The organism is Maribacter aurantiacus, from assembly GCF_005780245.1.
Taxonomy (GTDB): Bacteria; Bacteroidota; Bacteroidia; order Flavobacteriales; family Flavobacteriaceae; genus Maribacter; species Maribacter flavus.
The window spans coordinates 130,163-147,984 of sequence record NZ_VBUK01000010.1; the positions used below are offsets into that span (position 1 = coordinate 130,163).

General features: G+C 42.2%; 15 protein-coding genes and 1 pseudogene. 9 read left to right on the plus strand and 7 right to left on the minus strand.

All coding sequences use genetic code 11. The annotated features are described in order from the left end of the window. Positions 1-34 precede the first annotated feature (34 nt). From FEK29_RS15090 to FEK29_RS15130, 9 genes are all read left to right on the plus strand, one after another. Positions 35-2,302, plus strand: a complete 2,268-nt coding sequence (locus FEK29_RS15090; protein ID WP_138259264.1) for a transglycosylase domain-containing protein — start codon at positions 35-37, stop codon at positions 2,300-2,302. A 67-nt stretch (positions 2,303-2,369) separates the two neighbouring features. After that, positions 2,370-3,221 (plus strand): SPFH domain-containing protein, encoded by an 852-nt coding sequence (locus tag FEK29_RS15095; RefSeq protein WP_138259265.1) that lies wholly within the window; start codon positions 2,370-2,372, stop codon positions 3,219-3,221. Positions 3,222-3,537: 316 nt separating this feature from the next. Then, on the plus strand, positions 3,538-3,696 hold the full coding sequence (locus FEK29_RS15100) for a DUF4177 domain-containing protein (RefSeq protein WP_138259266.1): 159 nt from the start codon (positions 3,538-3,540) through the stop codon (positions 3,694-3,696). Between the two features lie 160 nt (positions 3,697-3,856). After that, positions 3,857-4,021 carry an Arc family DNA-binding protein gene (locus FEK29_RS15105; RefSeq protein WP_138259267.1) on the plus strand — a complete coding sequence of 55 codons (165 nt, stop codon included), beginning with the start codon at positions 3,857-3,859 and terminating at the stop codon, positions 4,019-4,021. A gap of 63 nt (positions 4,022-4,084) precedes the next feature. Beyond that, positions 4,085-6,283 (plus strand): DUF5916 domain-containing protein, encoded by a 2,199-nt coding sequence (locus FEK29_RS15110; protein ID WP_138259268.1) that lies wholly within the window; start codon positions 4,085-4,087, stop codon positions 6,281-6,283. A gap of 45 nt (positions 6,284-6,328) precedes the next feature. Next, complete coding sequence (locus FEK29_RS15115) at positions 6,329-8,542, plus strand: DUF5916 domain-containing protein (protein WP_138259269.1); 2,214 nt, start codon at positions 6,329-6,331, stop codon at positions 8,540-8,542. A gap of 1 nt (position 8,543) precedes the next feature. Continuing rightward, positions 8,544-9,347: a Cof-type HAD-IIB family hydrolase gene (locus tag FEK29_RS15120; RefSeq protein WP_138259270.1), complete on the plus strand. Its 804-nt coding sequence runs from the start codon at positions 8,544-8,546 to the stop codon at positions 9,345-9,347. A gap of 28 nt (positions 9,348-9,375) precedes the next feature. Then, entirely contained in the window at positions 9,376-10,650 is a 1,275-nt protein-coding gene (locus FEK29_RS15125) for a DUF819 family protein (RefSeq protein WP_138259271.1), read from the plus strand. A gap of 141 nt (positions 10,651-10,791) precedes the next feature. Then, a complete protein-coding gene (locus FEK29_RS15130; protein ID WP_138259272.1) occupies positions 10,792-11,487 on the plus strand; it encodes a DUF4369 domain-containing protein in 696 nt (231 codons plus the stop codon). Between the two features lie 48 nt (positions 11,488-11,535). Here FEK29_RS15130 and FEK29_RS15135 read toward each other — a convergent pair whose 3' ends face one another. The 7 genes and pseudogenes from FEK29_RS15135 to FEK29_RS17995 all read right to left on the minus strand — a co-directional run. Next, complete coding sequence (locus tag FEK29_RS15135; RefSeq protein ID WP_138259273.1) at positions 11,536-11,808, minus strand: hypothetical protein; 273 nt, start codon at positions 11,806-11,808, stop codon at positions 11,536-11,538. 53 nt (positions 11,809-11,861) lie between these two features. Further along, positions 11,862-12,830, minus strand: coding sequence for a type I phosphomannose isomerase catalytic subunit (locus FEK29_RS15140; protein ID WP_138259274.1), 969 nt, complete (start codon positions 12,828-12,830; stop codon positions 11,862-11,864). A gap of 118 nt (positions 12,831-12,948) precedes the next feature. After that, positions 12,949-13,356: a 6-pyruvoyl trahydropterin synthase family protein gene (locus tag FEK29_RS15145; protein WP_138259275.1), complete on the minus strand. Its 408-nt coding sequence runs from the start codon at positions 13,354-13,356 to the stop codon at positions 12,949-12,951. Beyond that, positions 13,346-13,885 (minus strand): isopentenyl-diphosphate Delta-isomerase, encoded by a 540-nt coding sequence (gene idi / locus FEK29_RS15150; RefSeq protein ID WP_138259276.1) that lies wholly within the window; start codon positions 13,883-13,885, stop codon positions 13,346-13,348. Before idi ends, FEK29_RS15145 begins: the two co-directional genes overlap by 11 nt. A 237-nt stretch (positions 13,886-14,122) precedes the next feature. Then, the gene (locus tag FEK29_RS15155) at positions 14,123-15,079 is read right to left on the minus strand and encodes a PorP/SprF family type IX secretion system membrane protein (protein WP_138259277.1); all 957 of its coding nucleotides are present in this window, start codon (positions 15,077-15,079) and stop codon (positions 14,123-14,125) included. A 4-nt stretch (positions 15,080-15,083) separates the two neighbouring features. After that, positions 15,084-17,054 (minus strand): T9SS type B sorting domain-containing protein, encoded by a 1,971-nt coding sequence (locus FEK29_RS15160; RefSeq protein WP_138259285.1) that lies wholly within the window; start codon positions 17,052-17,054, stop codon positions 15,084-15,086. Positions 17,055-17,127: 73 nt separating this feature from the next. After that, a pseudogene (locus tag FEK29_RS17995) lies at positions 17,128-17,822 on the minus strand (hypothetical protein); the annotation flags it as partial.

Genomic DNA, 17,822 nt, shown 5'->3' on the forward strand with positions numbered 1-17,822 from the left:
AGGTCAGCTTAAATTTAAGTGGGAACTTGCACCCATGCAGGGAATAAAAAAGATACTAAGTAAAATCAAACCGCCGTTTCTCAGGTATTTTTTTGTAGGAATCGCGGGATTCCTGGTATTGACGGTAATTTTTGTGGGTAGCATCTATTTGGGAGCTTGGGGAAGTGTCCCCAATAAAAAGGAACTCTCCAATTTTCAGTACCAAGTGGCTTCAGAGGTATTTACGGCGGATAGCGTCTTGATCGGAAAATATTACCTCAACGACAGACAGCCCATTACTTTTGATGAATTCCCGGAACACCTTTTACAGGCCCTCATTTCCATTGAAGACGAGCGCTTTTATGAACATTCCGGAGTGGATTACCCAAGTCTGTTCAGGGTAGGTATAAAGACCATACTTTTGGGTGACGAATCGTCTGGAGGAGGAAGTACCATCAGTCAGCAATTGGCAAAAAACCTGTATCCTAGGAGGGACAGGAAGCAAACAAATATCGTGGTCGATAAGATCAAGGAAATGATCATTGCCGGCAGATTGGAGGATATCTACGATAAAAATGAAATCCTTACCCATTACCTAAATACCGTTTCCTTTGGCGACAACACCTTTGGCATTGAAAGTGCCGCTTTAAAATTTTTCAATACCCGAACAAAAAACCTATCGGTGGAACAAGCAGCTACGCTCGTAGGCATGCTGAAGGCTACCTACGGTTACAATCCAAGAATATTCCCGGAAAAAAGCAGGGAACGCAGAAATCTGGTCTTATCCACGATGGTCAAGAACAATTTTATTTCGAAAACGGAATATGATGCCCTCAAACAACTGGATATCGGTTTGGATTATAGGGATTACGATTATAGTTCGGGCTTGGCACCTTATTTTCGGGAAGAAGTACGCAAGCAATTACTGGAGTGGACCAAAACACAAAATGAGGAAGGAAAGGAATACAACATTTATACATCGGGCCTAAAAGTGTATACCACCCTAAATTATAAAATGCAACAACTGGCGGAGCAAAGTATGGTGGAGCATATGGGCCGATTGCAAAGCGATTTTGAAAAAAGTTACGGAAAAAATGCCCCATGGTTAACGGATAAAAACCTCATAAAAACGGTAGCCCGAAGAAGTACAGCTTATAAAAACCTAAAAAAAGAAGGCTTCACCGATGATGAAATTTTTGACAGCCTGCAACATAGCAAACGAAAAATGACGATAACCTCCTGGGAGGAAGAAACGGAAAAGGAATTAAGTGTCATGGACAGCATACAGCACTACATGAAGTTTTTGAACACAGGCTCCATATCCCTTAATCCCAAAACCGGTGAAGTGCTCACATGGATCGGCGGGGTGGATTTCAAGCAGTTTAAGTACGACCATATTTCCCAGAGCAAACGCCAAGTCGGTTCCACGTTCAAACCGTTCGTTTACACCGCGGCTCTAGAACAGGGGATAGAACCCTGCACTTATTTTTCAGCTCAGGAAGTAGAATATGAAAATTTAAAAGGTTGGTCCCCAAGTAATTCCGGAGACATCGATGAGGCCTACCTCAATTATTCCATGGAGGAGGGACTTAGCAAATCCGTTAACACGATTGCCGTGAAGGTTATGGAAAAAACAGGTGTCGATGAAGTACTTGCCCTTGCGAAAAAAATGGGAATCGAAGAAAGACTACCGAGCGAACCCTCCATCGCCCTTGGTACGGGAGAAATCAAATTGATTGAATTGGCAAAAGCCTATACCAGTTATATGAATGAGGGTAGATCTGTGAAACCTTTATTGATAAAAACCATCACTACCCAACAGGATTCCCTTCTGGCAAGCTTTGAACCGAAAAAAAGTGAAAATGCCGCCTTTTCGGCCGAAAACGGACAAATTATGATGGAAATGATGAAATCGACTATAAATTCTGGAACCGCTTCACGGATTCGGTCTACGTATAAACTATCAAACGATATAGCAGGAAAAACGGGAACCACGCAAAATAATAAGGATGCCTGGTTTGTTGCCCTTTCACCAAACCTTTTGCATGTAACATGGGTAGGTCTGGACCATCATGAAATTGGATTTAGGAATACATCTATCGGCCAAGGTGCCAATGCGGCATTGCCAATGTACGCCCTATTATTGCAAAAAATGAACAAGGACGAACAATTCAACCACATAACCCGAGCAAGATTTCCCGCACCAAGCGGGCGCGTTCAAGAAATGTTGGATTGTGAACCAATAAAACGGGATGGCTTCTTCAAAAGACTCTTTAAAAACCCGAATAAGAAAAAGACCCGGAAATTTAAAGGGCAAGATTAATTGGAAAAAAAAGGCCGACTTTAATTTTTTTTGATATATTTATGATATCATTTTAATATCATATACCATGTCAAACGAAAAAAACTATAGCCCTATCAATGGCTATGTAATGATTTTAGTTGTTCTAGGGCTTATCATTGGGGGCATTGCTCTATTGAGAATTTACTTGGGTATTTTTCTAATTGTACTAGCAGTCCTAAGTCTTGGTGGATTTGTTTTGGTGAACCCCAATGGTTCCAGGGTCCTGTTGTTGTTTGGGAAATACGTGGGCACCATCAAGAAGAACGGATTCTTTTGGGTAAACCCCTTTTTCACCAAAAAGAAGATTTCCTTACGCGCCAGCAATTTCGATAGCGAACGATTGAAGGTGAATGACAAATTGGGGAACCCCGTAATGATCAGTACCATTTTGGTCTGGAGGGTAACGAATACCTACAAAGCCGCTTTTGATGTGGACGACTATCAGAATTTTGTGAGGGTACAGACCGATGCCGCCGTACGAAAATTGGCAAGTATGTATCCGTATGACAACTTTGCGGACGAAGGTTTGGATGAGGATATCACCTTACGCTCCAGTGTCAACGAAGTGAGCGAAGCTTTGGAAACGGAGGTACAGGAGCGGTTGGCCATGGCCGGTATCGAGGTGTTGGAAGCACGTATAGGTTATTTGGCCTACGCCCAGGAAATAGCCAATGCCATGCTAAAAAGACAACAGGCCACGGCCATTGTGGCGGCAAGGCATAAAATTGTGGAAGGTGCCGTAAGTATGGTAGAAATGGCGCTGCATGAACTGAGTAAAAAGGAATTGGTAGATTTGGACGAGGAACGCAAAGCCGCTATGGTCAGCAATTTGATGGTAGTCCTATGTTCCGACAAGGATGCATCACCCATCGTAAATGCTGGTACGTTAAATCACTGACATGTGTTTTTCCTGAATATTATTGTGTATTCCCGATAGCTAATGAATATTAATTTTATAGTTATAATTGGATGTAACCAACTAATCATATACACACTATAATGTCTGGTCGAGCGCAGTTGAGACCTCATATTGGAGCAATAGGTTAATTACCTCTTGACTTTTGTTTATCCTGAGCATTGGGTGAAAAGAAAACATGTTTTCTTTGAACGCACCTTGCGCAGCAAAACGAAAGGCTCGAGGCCAAACAAGGTTGTGATTTATAACTAATAGTCAATTTATAATATTAATCAGGGAATTACTAAAATTTAAATTTGTGAAAGAATATAAAGTAATAAGCTGGTCCGTAGGCCTAGCCAATAATAACCAACGTTTGGAGGACACCCTAAACGAATATGGCAGACAGGGATGGAGGGTCGTAGATTTGGACCATGACCGGAGCCGTATCGTATTTGAAAGGGACAAAAACCGATGAAACCCTCATCGAGGGATTTGTCATGGTAAGTCAAATACCTCTATAATAGTAAATGTGTAAAGATTAAGCTATTGACTTAATTTTGAACGCATTAAGTTTGAATCAAGAATTTGAATATCCCAAGGGTCATTTTATTTGCTGATGGACAGTAAACAGGAATATGAGTAAGAAAAAAGCATTTGCATTGCGGGTAAACGAGGACATGCTCAACGCCATCGAAAAATGGGCCGCGGACGAGTTCCGTAGTACCAATGGTCAAATTGAGTGGATGTTGATGCAATGCCTAAAAGATGCGAAAAGAGAACCCAAGAAAAAAAAGGAATAGTTTTTTAGGGTTTTTTTAACGGTACAAACCTTTAACTTTGTTAGCCAAAGTTTCCAAACCAAAATGACCAAATTAAAAAGTATAGTAGCACTGTTGCTTACAGGCGCTTCACTTTACGCCCAAACTCCAGAAAAATCCTTCACTGTAAAGTACACGAACGAAAAAATACAATTGGATGGTATTTTGGACGAGCCTGTATGGACCTTTGCGCAAAGCGCGGGCGAATTTCAACAGTATTTCCCATCGGATGATGTACCGGCCCAATACCAAACAGATATCCGTATGCTAACGGATGACACGACCCTCTATATAGGTATGACCGTTCACACCCCGGGCTCAAATTACGTAATACCCTCCCTGGAACGTGATTTTAGGGCAGGTGGAAATGACAATATAAGCTTGGTCTTTGATACCTTCAATGATGGAACAAACGCCTTTCTTTTTGGAATAAACCCTTATGGTGTTCGTCGCGAAGTCCTTATTTCGGGAGGTGGGCAGGACCTAAGCGGCTTTACGACTTCCTGGGACGTAAAATGGAAGGCTGAAACAAAAATATACGATAACTATTACACCGCCGAAATGGCCATTCCCTTGACCTCCCTAAAATTTGCCGAGGGTGAGACCAAGTGGCGTTTCCAAAGTTATCGCTTTGATATGCAGTCCAACGAGCGCAGCAATTGGTACGTCATCCCACAGAACCAAAGTGTTATCAACTTGGCCTTTATGGGCGATATGTATTTTGAAAAGCCCTTGGGAAAATCCAGGACCCCATTGGCATTGATTCCCTATGTGAACCTCTTGTCAGATAAGGATTTCAATTCAGATGTCAGTAATACAACGTTGAAAGTTGGCGGCGATGCCAAAATAGCCATAGGGAACGGAATGAACCTGGATGTTACCGTAAATCCGGATTTCTCCAATGTGGAGGTAGATGCCATCATCACCAACCTCACCCGTTTTGAGGTATCCCTGCCAGAACGGCGTCAGTTTTTTATAGATAATAATGATCTTTTTGGGGATTTTGGCAGTAGAAGGCATTCCAACGCATTTTTTTCCCGACGTATCGGTATCGCCACGGACCGCTTGGGAAATTCGGTGCAGAACGACATTTTAGGTGGCGTTCGGCTCAGTGGTAAACTGAACAAGAACTTGCGCCTAGGCCTATTGAACATCCAAACGGCCAGAAACGAGGAACAGGAAGTGGCATCCAATAATAATATGATGCTAGCGCTACAACAGAAAGTGTTCGCGCGATCTAACATAGGCATGTTCTTTCTTAATAGGCAGGCCTTTGGGGATGAACCTTTTTTATCGCCGGATGATGCCTATAACAGGGTCCTTGGAGTGGATTATAACTTGGCCAGTGCGGACAATGTATGGTCTGGAAAATATTACCTCCATAAATCCTTTCAACCTGGGGATAATGAAGGTAACATTTCCGCCGGAGCCCTTCTGAGCTATAATTCAAGATATTGGAACTCGTTTGTAGATCTGGCCTATATCGATGCCGATTTCAGATCCGATTTGGGTTTTATTCCCAGAACGGATATCATAAAGGCCGTTTCCGGTCTTGAACGCCTATATTGGCCCAAAACGGGTACTATCAACAACCATGGACTGGAACTTTTTGCCATTTCCAACTGGCGCACCTCCCTGGATTACCAACTGGCCGATTATGATCTACAGGCCAATTACAATTTCGTATTGAAGAATTTCACGGAGTTTGGTGCGGGCTATACCTCCAGTTACATATATCTATTTGAACCGTTCGACCCAACAGGGACCAAAGGTGCCGTAGAACTTCCAGGCAACCAAGAATATAGGTTTGGAACCTTTACGGTAGGCTACCAATCCAATGAGGCAAATGTTTTTGCCTTTCAGGGAGAATCCTCCTTAGGGAATTTTTTCAACGGGGAACGGTTTTCCATTGGCGGGGAGGCTACCTTACGTATCCAGCCCAAAGTAAGAATTGGGTTGAACGTGAATTATGACAAAATCACCTTGCCCAATCCCTATCCCAGTGCGGACCTATGGTTGGTAAGCCCTAGGTTTGGATTTACGTTCAGTAAGTCGGTTTTCTGGACTACGCTATTTCAGTACAGCAACCAACGGGACAATTTGGGCATAAATTCAAGGCTACAATGGCGTTTTGCACCGCTTTCAGACTTGTTCATTGTTTATAACGACAACTACTCGGTAAATATCATCGAACCAAAATACAGGTCCATAAACTTAAAACTCACCTATTGGTTGAACATATAACGGGTCGTGCCCAGTATTTTCTCCAAACCGATTAAAAACCGAAGAATGTCCAAAAATTCTACCAAAAAATTTACGCTAAACTTTCTTGTATGTATCATTTCGATGTATGTCTTAGGTCAAGACCATACGAAACAGATCACCGTCAAGTTCATTACCGAGGAAATCACTCCTGATGGCCTATTGGAAGAACCCATATGGGCCATGGCCGATGCGGCGGAAGATTTTTGGGAGTATTTTCCTTTGGATTCCATTCAGGCCAAAAAGCAATCGCAAATAAAGATTCTGTATGACGAAAGGAATTTATACGTAGGAATCAAGGCCTATTCCAGCGGAAAAAACTACGCCACGCAATCATTGCAGCGAGATTTTAGAGGAAGTGGAAGTGATAGCTTTACGCTTGTTTTTGATACCTTCAATGATGGCACCAACGCTTTTTCATTTGGAATCAACCCTTATGGCGTACGCCGTGAAGGTCTCATTGCAAACGGGGGCGCTTCGCAGGACGATTTTAATCTTTCCTGGGACGTAAAGTGGAAAGGCAATGCCAAGATATATGATGATTACTTCACGGCAGAAATGGTCATTCCCCTCACCTCTCTAAAGTTTGAGGAAGGTGCTACCAAATGGCGTTTCAATTCGTACCGCATTGAAACGCAATCCAACGAACGCAGCACCTGGACAAGGATTCCCCAGAACCAACTTATTTATAATCTTGCCTTTATGGGAGAAATCCTTTTTGAGAAGCCTCTTGGCAAATCCAGGACTCCTTTTGCGATTATACCCTATGTAAACGGAATTAGTGCCAGGGACTTTGACAATGGTGAAAACCTGGACAATTTTAAGGTAGGTGCAGATGCCAAAGTATCCATTGGGAACAGCTTAAATCTAGACCTCACTATAAACCCCGACTTTTCTACCGTAGAGGTGGATAATTTTATTACCAACCTTACCCGTTTTGAAATTGCGTTACCGGAACGTCGTCAATTTTTCATAGACAACAATGATCTCTTTGCAAGTTTTGGAAACGGTTTTGATTTTAGTCCGTTTTTTTCAAGACGTATTGGTATCGCTAGGGATACCGTTGGGAATACCATTGAGAACAATATAATTGGCGGCGTTCGGCTGAGTGGAAAGCTGACCAACGATCTCAGGGTTGGGGTATTGAACATACAGACGGCGGAAGATCTGGAAAACAGGATCCCATCGAACAATAATACGATGCTGGCATTGCAACAGCGTGTTTTCTCACGGTCTAACATAGGAGTATTTTTTATAAATAAGGAATCGTTCAAAAATTATGATTTTGTAGAACGGGAAGATGAATACAATCGTGTTTTAGGAGTGGATTATAATCTGGCATCCAAGGATAATACTTGGAATGGATCATTCATAACCCATAAATCCTTTCAACCTGATGATAATGTGGGAAACTTTGCTTCTAGTGCTCTAATTCGATATAATACCAGAAAATTAAATGTATTCGCCAAAGGTACTTTTATAGATGAGGACTTTCGTTCAGATCTGGGTTTTGTGCGAAGAACCGATCTTTTTAAGACGCTCTTTAGTTTAGAGCGGGTATTCTGGCCAAGAAAAGGTATTGTCCAGAACCATACGCTACGGTCATTTACAAATATACGTTGGAGCCCCAGTATGGATTTTAAAAATACGGATTATGACCTTCAATATAGCTATCAAGTCCAATTCAATAATCAATCGCAGGCACAGATAGAATACACAAACACGTTCACCTTCCTTTTTGATACTTTTGATCCAACGCGGACCGAAGGTGCCATACCGCTCCCGGCCAATCAAAACTATCATTACAATAGTGTCCAGGCCGGCTATCAATCCGATCAGCGAAAGCTTTTCTCCTACGACTTACAATCTACCATAGGCCGGTTTTTTAATGGAAACCGATTTTCCATGGAAGGCTCCATGACCATGCGGTTTCAACCAAAGGCATCCATTTCTCTTCAATTCAATTATGACCAAATAAATCTGCCGCTGCCCTATTCAAGTGCCAATATTTGGCTGGTTAGTCCACGGATGGACCTTACCTTTAGTAAATCCATATTCTGGTCAACCTTGGTTCAGTATAGTAATCAGCGGGATAACTTGGGCATCAATTCCCGGTTACAATGGCGATTCGCACCCCTTTCAGACTTGTTTATAGTATACAATGATAACTATGCCGTAAGTCAATTCGAGCCAAAATTCAGGTCTGTAAATTTAAAATTATCTTACTGGTTAAATATTTGATATGAATTTCAAATTGCTTTGCTCTGATCTGGACGGAACCTTATTGTCCACTAAAAGCGATGTTTCAAAATACACCATTTCCCAATTCAGTAGAATCAAGGAAATAGCCAGAATCATTTTGGTCTCGGCAAGAATGCCCAATGGCATGTACTACATCCAAAAAGACCTGGGCATCTTGGAACAGCCCATTGTCTGTTTCAACGGCGCACTGGTGCTGGATGGGGATGAGGAACTGCTCTCGGTAACCATTCCAATGGATATGGTAGGTAAAATCCATGAAGTTTGTGAAGCGAACAGGACGGAACTGGGCCTATATGCCTTTGACGAATGGCATGTACCCAGAATGTCTGAAAGGGTCGAAAAAGAAATAAAATATACCAAGACGAGCCCGGTATTTCAACCGACCCAAGCCACTCTGGAACAATGGACCACCCAAAAAAGTGGGGTACATAAAATCATGTTGATGGGTACAAAACCCACCTCTGATGCATTAATGCCAATACTACAAGAAGATTTTGGTAAAGAAATTAATGTATACCGATCTAACGATACCCTTATCGAAATTTCACCTAAATCCGTATCCAAACTAACGGCCATACAAAAACTGTTGCGTAACGGGGAGCTTTTGGAGGATGTCATTGCATTTGGCGACAATTATAATGATTTGGAAATGTTGAGCAACGTGGGGTGGGGCGTTGCCGTATCCAATGGAAGGGAGGAAGTAAAACAAATCGCAAAGTTTGTTACCGCCAGCAATACCGATGATGGGGTCGCCAAATACATTGAACAACATCTACTAATTTAAGTATATTTGGTGCTGAAGGAATAGTATTATGGAAAACCCCATACCCCAGCCCTTGATCGTGAACGATACCGTAGTTTTTGGTCTTTTGGCCCTTGCGCTTGGATTTATATTTTATACTTCAGGCATCAAGACCGGATTTTGGCAAAAATTCTATTCCGTCGTCCCGGCCGTGCTTATGTGCTACCTTTTACCGGCACTTATGGCCAGTGCGGGATTGATTTCGGACGATATTTCCAATCTTTATTTCATGGCCAGTAGGTATCTTTTACCCGCTGCCCTGGTATTGATGACCTTAAGTATCGACCTTAAGGCCATCAGTAATTTGGGTTCAAAGGCAATGATCATGTTTTTAACGGGGAGTTTGGGCATTGTAGTAGGCGGTCCATTGGCTATTTTGCTGGTTTCCATATTTTCTCCGGAAACGGTGGGCGGAAACGATTTTGACGCCGTTTGGAGGGGGCTAGCTACTATCGCCGGAAGCTGGATAGGAGGCGGGGCCAATCAGGCCGCTATGCTTGAAATTTTTAAGTACAACCCAGAAAAATATGGGGGAATGGTTCTAATCGATATCGTAGTCGCCAATATCTGGATGGCGGTCATTCTTTTAGGTGTGGGCAAAACGAAAAGTATCGACAAGTGGCTTAAGGCCGATACATCGGCCATTGAGACCTTAAAGCTAAAGGTAACGGAGTTTACGGAAAAAATTACCCTTGTACCAACACTACAGGATTATATGATTATGTTATGTATAGCATTTACAGCTGTGGGAATTTCCCATTTTTTTGGAGACCATATTAGCGAATTCCTAACATCAAATTTTGAGGCTATAAGCGACAAAAAAAGTTTTCTTTCCTTTTTGGGATCGGGATTCTTTTGGATGGTAGTACTATCTACCTGTGCGGGAATTGCCATGTCATTTACAAAAGCTAAGAACTATGAAGGTGCCGGAGCGAGTAAAATTGGTGGTATGTTTATCTATATTCTAGTGGCAACGATTGGCATGAAAATGGACTTGGGTAAGGTTTTGGAAAACCCCGGCCTTATCGCCATCGGCTTTGTTTGGATAGCTATCCATGCCTTATTGCTAATTTTAGTGGCCAAACTTATAAAGGCCCCTTACTTTTTCTTGGCGGTAGGTAGCCAGGCCAATGTGGGAGGCGCTGCTTCTGCACCGGTTGTTGCAGCGGAATTCCATCCGTCCTTAACGTCGGTGGGGGTTTTATTGGCCGTTTTGGGCTATGTGGTAGGTACGGCAGGCGCACTGTTATGTGCCTATCTTATGGAGGTAGCTTCCAGTTTGTAGTATTTACTTTTTGAATTGTATTTTCTTTGAAAATTTAATGATATTTGCCCCCTGAATCATTTTGAACGGAACATCCATGTCCAAGAATTGGAATCGATAGTTATGGATGTTTCAACTAACCTAAAAAGAATAAAATAACACGTGAAAAAATTAGCCTATATCTTCATTGCTGTATTTTTTGTTTCCTGCGGAAGCGATACGGAAGCCAACCTTGTGGTAAATGGAAAGGTTCGAGGTTTAAAAAAGGGAACGCTTTATTTGCAGCACCTGATAGATACAACGCTTGTAACGGTGGATTCCCTTGAAATTGATGGTGAAGGAACTTTCAGTCTTTCAGCGGAATTGGAAAGTCCGGAAATCTATTATCTGTATCTAAATAAGAAGGATAACAATGTGATCAACGACCGGATAACTTTTTTTGCCGAACCAGGTACCATTACCATTAATACGGACTGGAATACTTTTGACACTACGGCCGAAATAAAGGGATCTCCAACGCACGAAAAACTCGAGGAATATCAAAAGGCACTATCCAACCTTAATTTAAGGAATATGGAGATTATGCTGAAGGCATCCCAATTACAGGCAAATGCAGACCAAAATACCATTGATTCCTTAGAACGCGTAGGTACCAGAAACACTCAGCGCGCGTATGCCTATTCCATAAACTATGCTTTGAACAATACGGATTCCTACATTGCCCCATATATTGCGGCAAAAGAAATTCCCGATGCAAACATAAAATATCTGGATTCCATTTATAGAAGTCTTCCTCCCGAAGTGGCCAATTCCAAATACGGCAAGGACTTGAAGCAATTATTGGAATCGGATCAATAATAAAAAAGCATCCCTTAAGGATGCTTTTTTATTTAAGTTAGAAGGAATCTATTCAGCCATGCTGTTCAATTGGTCGACCAATTTATTTGCCTTAGTTTCCAATTCTGTTCTGATACCATTAAAATGTACCTTTTTGTTCTCAATATCGGCTTGATTTACCTTGGATATCAGTTCATCAAAAGTGCTAATGGCACCATCGATAATGGCAGTTCCCTCTTTTGAAGGTCCACCACCGTTCGTTGCTTCCACTATATAAACCCCTTCAATAATATCCCCAAGGACGTTATTTATATCTTTTTTCAAATTTTTAATACTTGCCATATCTTATAATTTTATACAAAAGTACAATTAAACCGTTGAATAATTGTATTTGCCTAAATTGTAACTTCCAATAGTTTGGTGCCTTTGGTACGTATTTCGATTTGATCCGAATTGGCCGGTAGCAAAGTAGTTTCCCCTTTTTGAATAGTTACTTTACCAAACGCGTTCCCAATCGTGGCCGTACCCGCTACGCACATGAAAATGGTAAAGGTATCCCGATGCTTTATATCAAAAACAATATCCTTGTCCAAATCCAAAAAGTTGGTCTTAAAGTACGGACAGTCAACCATTGCGTTCACCGCATTCCTTTCCTTTGGGTAGGACACCTTAAAGTCGTCCTTCTTTTCATAATCGATGGCATCAAAGGCCAGTTCCGTATGTAATTCCCGTAAGTTGCCTTCTTTGTCCTTTCTATTAAAATCGAAAACACGATAGGTAACATCAGATGTCTGCTGGATTTCGGCCAAAAGAACCCCTGCGCCAATCGCGTGGATTTTACCGGTATTTATGAAAAACGTATCTCCTTCCCGGACTTTTTCATAGTTCAACAAATCCAACAAAGTGTCATTTTCCAGACTATTTTCATATTCCTGCTTTGACACGTCCTTATTAAAGCCTACGATCAATTCGGCTCCGGGATCGGCATCCATAATGTACCACATTTCCGTTTTGCCAAAAGAGTTATGCCGTTCCTTTGCCAATGCGTCGTTGGGGTGCAACTGAATGGAAAGGTCCTGTTTGGCATCTATGAATTTGATCAGTATAGGAAAATCCGTTCCAAAACGTTCCACAACACTTTTCCCTAAAAGCTCTGTGGGATATGTATCGATCAATTCCTGTAAGGAAGTACCTGCAAAATCACCGTTTGATACAACCGAAACATCTCCGGAAACAGTGGAAAGCTCCCAACTTTCCCCTGTAATTTCACTTGTACTGGGTTTCCCAAAGAGCTCTTTTAATTTGGTTCCTCCCCAAAGCCTTTCTTTGAGTATGGGATTAAATTTTAAGGGGTATAAATTCATTTTTTGATTAAAAAGTTTCCATTATCGTAACGAAGGGAACAACTAAATTATTTGAAGAAGTAGGAAAAAACTTAATAATTCAATACTGTATTATGGATTACGTTTTGAAGGCAAGCCATTATCCGGTGTATGTGACAAAATTTCTGGGCGTCTCATAGAGAACAACCTCCAATTCCTTGTTGTCTTTTATACTGGGTCGCAACCTGTTCCATATAACAACGGCAATATTTTCTGCGGTAGGATTTAATTCCCTGAAATCAGGCACTTCCACGTTCAGATTCTTGTGGTCGAAAGCATCTTCGATTTTTTCCTTTATAAGGTCTTTCAACTCCTTCATATCCATTACAAAACCAGTTTCTGGGTCGATTTCCCCGGTAACGCTAACAATCAATTCATAGTTGTGCCCGTGAAAGCTGGGATTATTGCATTTTCCAAACACTTCCCAATTTTTGGAATCTTCCCAATCCGGCCTATAAAGCCTATGGGCCGCATTAAAATGTGCTTTTCGGCTTACCTTAACTTTCATTTTCAACTAGATTATCGATTAAATGCTGATAAAATTTCTCGAAAATTATCTTAAACCAAGCCGTGTAGATTTCCGGGTGCTCCACCATATCCAATTTAATCGCTTTGGGCGTCATCCATTTCCAATCCGCGACTTCATCTTTATTGATATTTGGAACATCATTAAAATATCCGATCATGACATGATCAAGTTCGTGCTCCGTCAATCCATTATCAAAAGGTGCTTTATAGATAAAAGAAAAAAGTTCCTTTAAATTGGTTTCAAACCCCATTTCCTCTTGGAGCCTTCGCTTTCCCGCTTGCAAATTAGACTCCCCTACCCTTTGGTGGCTGCAACAGGTATTGGTCCATAACAATGGGGAATGGTATTTATGGGCCGCCCTTTGCTGCAACATAATTTCATTTTTGTCATTGAGAACAAAAACGGAGAAAGCCCGGTGTAACTCGGCTTTTTCATGGGCTTCCATTTTTGGCATGGTTCCCCTTGGATTATCGTCTTTATCAACTAGAATTACTTCTTCTTCCTTCATTCAGTAAAAATAAGCCCTTTGCGCTATACTGTTCGAAGGCTTTAGGAAAAAAATAAGAAATGAGACTTAAAAAGTCTTAATGCACGCCGAGATGGCTATTGACGAAATCGAAGATTCATGAACACCCATGTAAATAAAATAGAATTGATTTGAATAATTACAATCCTGTGTTGACCATAGCCGAAGCATGGCCTATAAAAAAATAATCAGATGCAAGAAAGCGCGAAAAATTCGGTTTTAGAAGAACCTTGGAGATTTAAGGTTGTTCTTACTTGAAATGAAATCATATCTAAGGATTACTTCGAATGAACCGTCATTGAACGCCGCATTTCCAAGTTCCGTAGTTTCGCGGTCATAGGCTAGACCTATTAAAAAATTGCCATTTATATTAAATCCCACCATACCACTGAAAGCGGCATCCCATCGATAGGCACCTCCTAAAATGAACCGTTCATTCAACATGAAATTGGCCGAAAGGTCTACCTGTAACGGCGCTCCTTGAACGACCTTGGTAAGTAACGTGGGCTTAAATTTCAACATGGGGTTTAAATCCCAGACGTACCCCGTAATAAAGTAAAAGTTCATTTGCTCTTTGGCAGTACTCAAAGATGATTCCTGAAAATGGGATGTTTCCAAAATTCTGGGAACGGAAAGTCCAGCGTAGAATTTTTCCGTGTGATAATAAATACCGGCTCCAACGTTTGGCGAAAGTCGATTGTCTATATCTTGCTGAAGTGTCTGGTCCGTCGTAAACTGGTTGAGTTCCGAAAAACGAATATCCAATAAATTGGCACTTGCCTTCAATCCGAAACTTAATCTACTTTCCTCGGCCAATGTGAGCGTATAACTAAAATCGATATCAAAATTAGTTTCTGAGGTGGGGCCAATTCTATCGTTAACGATGGATAGTCCCAAGCCCAATCCATTGTAACCAATAGGAGAATGAATGTTGAAAGTTTGTGTTGTGGGAGCCCCCTCCAATCCCAACCATTGGGAGCGGTGCAAGGCGGCAATACTTATTTGACCCCTAGACCCGGCGTAACCAGGATTCACACTTACCGTGTTGTACATATATTGGGTATACTGGGCATCCTGTTGTGCGAACAAGGAGTTCCCGCTCCAAATAAATACTAGGATTAAAAGACCTTTTGGTAAAAAGCCACGCTTAGGTTTTAAAAATTTAATGTCCAACATCCTTCTATCTATTAATATATATGTAGCCTGAGAGCTGTTTCATGGTACCGTTAGGCTCTTCGTAATCCAAGATGTAGAAATACGTTCCTACTGGTAACCTGTTACTTTGATCAACAGTAACCCTACCCTGGGAAGTTCCGTCAAAAACATTACCCTCCGTGTTGTAAGCCCTTGTGGTAAAGACGGATACGCCCCATCTATTGTAAATTCTGATGGTATTGTTGGGGAAATTTTCTAGACCATCTATACGAAGCACATCGTGTACACCATCACCATTGGGTGTGATAACGTTGAATACTTCTATCTGTTCCGATAATTCGCCCAAATCACTATCCAAATAGTTTGGCGTACCGTCACCGTCCGAATCATCGTTGCTATAATCACCGTCACCATTCAAATCCTCGTCGATGGTTTCGATGCCATCGTCATCATCATCGGTGTCACGATAGTCGGATTCCAAATCACTATCCGTATTTGGTAATTGTCCATAAGGATCGTCCAACTCATCGTTCACGTCTATATCATTGACATTGCTTCCTTCGTAACCATCGTCCAGACCGTCTCCATCCTGATCGGACCCGAACAAGGTTAGATCGGCTATACCGTCATGGTTTTGGTCGTGTGCTTCGATACTATCAGGTACGTTGTCATTATCACTGTCATCGTCCAAGTAATCGGGCAGGCTATCCCCATCGGTATCTATTGGGAACAATCCTAGGTTTCCACCAGTCTCATAGGCATCGTCCACACCATTTCCATTGGCATCGGTACCACTTGGGGCGATGTATCCTGAAGTTGTCTGTGCTTCCACATTGTCCGGGATACCATCATTGTCACTATCGATGTCCAGATAATCGGGGTAGCCGTCCAAATCGGTATCCGTTGGATTGGTAGCGGGATCATTATCGGCGTCCAAGTTAAGGTCCTCAAAACTATCGAGTATGCCGTCGTTGTCACTATCCAAATCGGTATTGGACGGACTTACGATTATAGTAATCGTTGACGTACTGCAGTTTCCTGCATCGTCGCATAATGTATATTCGAAAGCATCCGATCCTACAAAATCATTGTTGGGGAAATAAGTAATGGTATCGTCCGATGGATCATTGGGCGTACCATTATCATCAATAGTCGCAGATCCGTTTGTAGGCTGTGTAATACTGAAGGTTCCTAGCGTTGGAATATCGTTGTCGTTCAATGCCCACTCATCGATGACCCTAATTTCGTTCACCAAAATGGCGATAGTATCATCAAAAGTATCCACAATAGGGAGCACATCTATAGTCACGGTCGCCATACTACAATCGCCAAAACTATTGCAGACGGTGTAATCAAAATTGTCCGCACCATTAAAATCTGGGTTCGGCGTATAGGTTAGCACATCGTCCAAAGGATTATTGGGTGTGCCATTGTCATCTATAGTGACCGTACCATTGGATGGCGACGTCGTGGTCAAAGTACCCGGATTGGGTAAATCCGAATCATTGGCATAGATATCCACTATTACCGATGTATCCTCGTCCAAGGAAACGACATCATCTACCAAGTTTGCGGCCTGGGGCAGACAAACAACGGTAAAGTTGGGCAAGGCAAAATCATTACCGGCCTTGGTCACCGTAGCCGTATATTTCACCACGGCATCCGTAGCCGTAACGATGGGCCTTGTGGGGTCTCCACTGACCGCAGGCGACCAGCTTACCGTAGCCCCTCCACTTACGTTATTGGTGATATCCAGGGTTACCTGATTATCTGGATTGTTACAATCCGTAACGATGAAATAGCCAGTGGCATTGGAGCCGCAAAGCGTTCCATCATAGGTGGCAAAGTAAATACCCGGTGCGGTTACTTCGTAGAAAAAATCAGTACCCAAAACGGTACCGGTATCCGAGGCCTCGTACCAGCGATAATTGTTCTCATCGGTGGAGTTGGGTGCCTGTAGCAAAAACTGGGCATTGGACACCAACATCCCGAACATTGTAAAAACAATGCCCAGGAATATGGCTGTATGTTGATTGATTATTTTCAAACCGATTTGGGTCTTTAGCGGATTACTTTACTACGAATACCACATTGATCAAGGAGTTGTAATCCGGAGGTGTACCAATTACATCGTATTGCATGTTACCGTTTGCATCAATAAGATCGATGTTGAGGACTGCCGGATCTGCAAAGGTTACATAGTAATATAGTTCTGTTCTTCCGTAGGTAGGAACAGTTCCTGGTGCACCTGCGCTCGCGGTAAAGTTTGCTGCCGAACCACCGTATTGATCTAGATATTCCTGATAAAGGTCTACTGTTGCATTATTCACTAATACAGAAGCATCAATTGCTATAGAAGGGGGATAGAAAATCCGTGCTGCCTTCGATGTAATAGGTGCGATTGCTTGTATTACATCTTCAACTGTATCATCTGTCACACCGTCTCCATCTACATCCACTGGCGCATCAGAATCCACTTCCGAAGCTAATTGGTCATCGGTGCTGGCTGCCGCCAATTCCGATAAGGCTCCTTCTACGTCTGTTGCAGTAAAATTGCCCCCAGCGTCCGAGATAGTCACCTCAGACGCAGTTTGGTCATCGGTATTGTCCAAATAGCCGCTTAAATCAACCGTTGTAGCATCACTGCTTAAACTAAGTGTATTACCACTGATGCTCAAATCCTGTATCTCGTTCGTGACGCTACCGTCTACTTCCGTGAAGGTGTTGCTTACCACATAAGGGTCGCCCGATGTTCCGCTTCCAG